Annotated in this window: 1 protein-coding gene; it reads right to left on the minus strand. The window is 65.9% G+C overall.

Annotation, left to right across the window (positions count from 1 at the left end):
* On the minus strand, positions 1-505 hold a 505-nt coding region (locus A5740_RS11735; protein WP_254849150.1), incomplete at both ends, for a condensation domain-containing protein.

Genomic DNA, 505 nt, shown 5'->3' on the forward strand with positions numbered 1-505 from the left:
GCGCTCTGGTGGAGGAGTTCGGCCCAGCGGGGGAAGGAGGTGGTGGTGGGTGGGAGTTGGATGGGTTGGTCGGCGTGGTGTTGGGTCCAGGCGATGTTGAGGTCTTCGGCGATGATGCGCCAGGAGACGCCGTCGATGGCGAGGTGGTGGATGATCAGGGCGAGTTGTTTGGTGGTCGGGATCCAGAGGGCGCGCAGCATGTGGCCGGTGGCGGGGTTGAGTTGTGCGCGTGCGGTGGTGAGGGTGTGGTTGTCGAGGGTGGTGGCGGTGTGGAGGCAGTCGGCGGCGGCGATGGTGCCGGGTTGGGGCACGGTCAGTGTCCAGGTGTTGGGGTTGGTGTGGGCGCGCAGCATGCCGTGGTGGTCGAGTAGGGCTTGCAGTAGCTCGATGATGTCGGTTTCGGTGGTGGTGGTGGGGGCTTGCAGGACCACGGTTTGGTTGAACTGGTCGGTGGCGCCGTTGCCGGTGTCCAGTGTGTTGAGCCAGTGCATGATCGGGGTGGGCG

The sequence above is a fragment of the Mycobacterium sp. GA-1841 genome (genome assembly GCF_001954135.1).
Taxonomy (GTDB): domain Bacteria; phylum Actinomycetota; class Actinomycetes; order Mycobacteriales; family Mycobacteriaceae; genus Mycobacterium.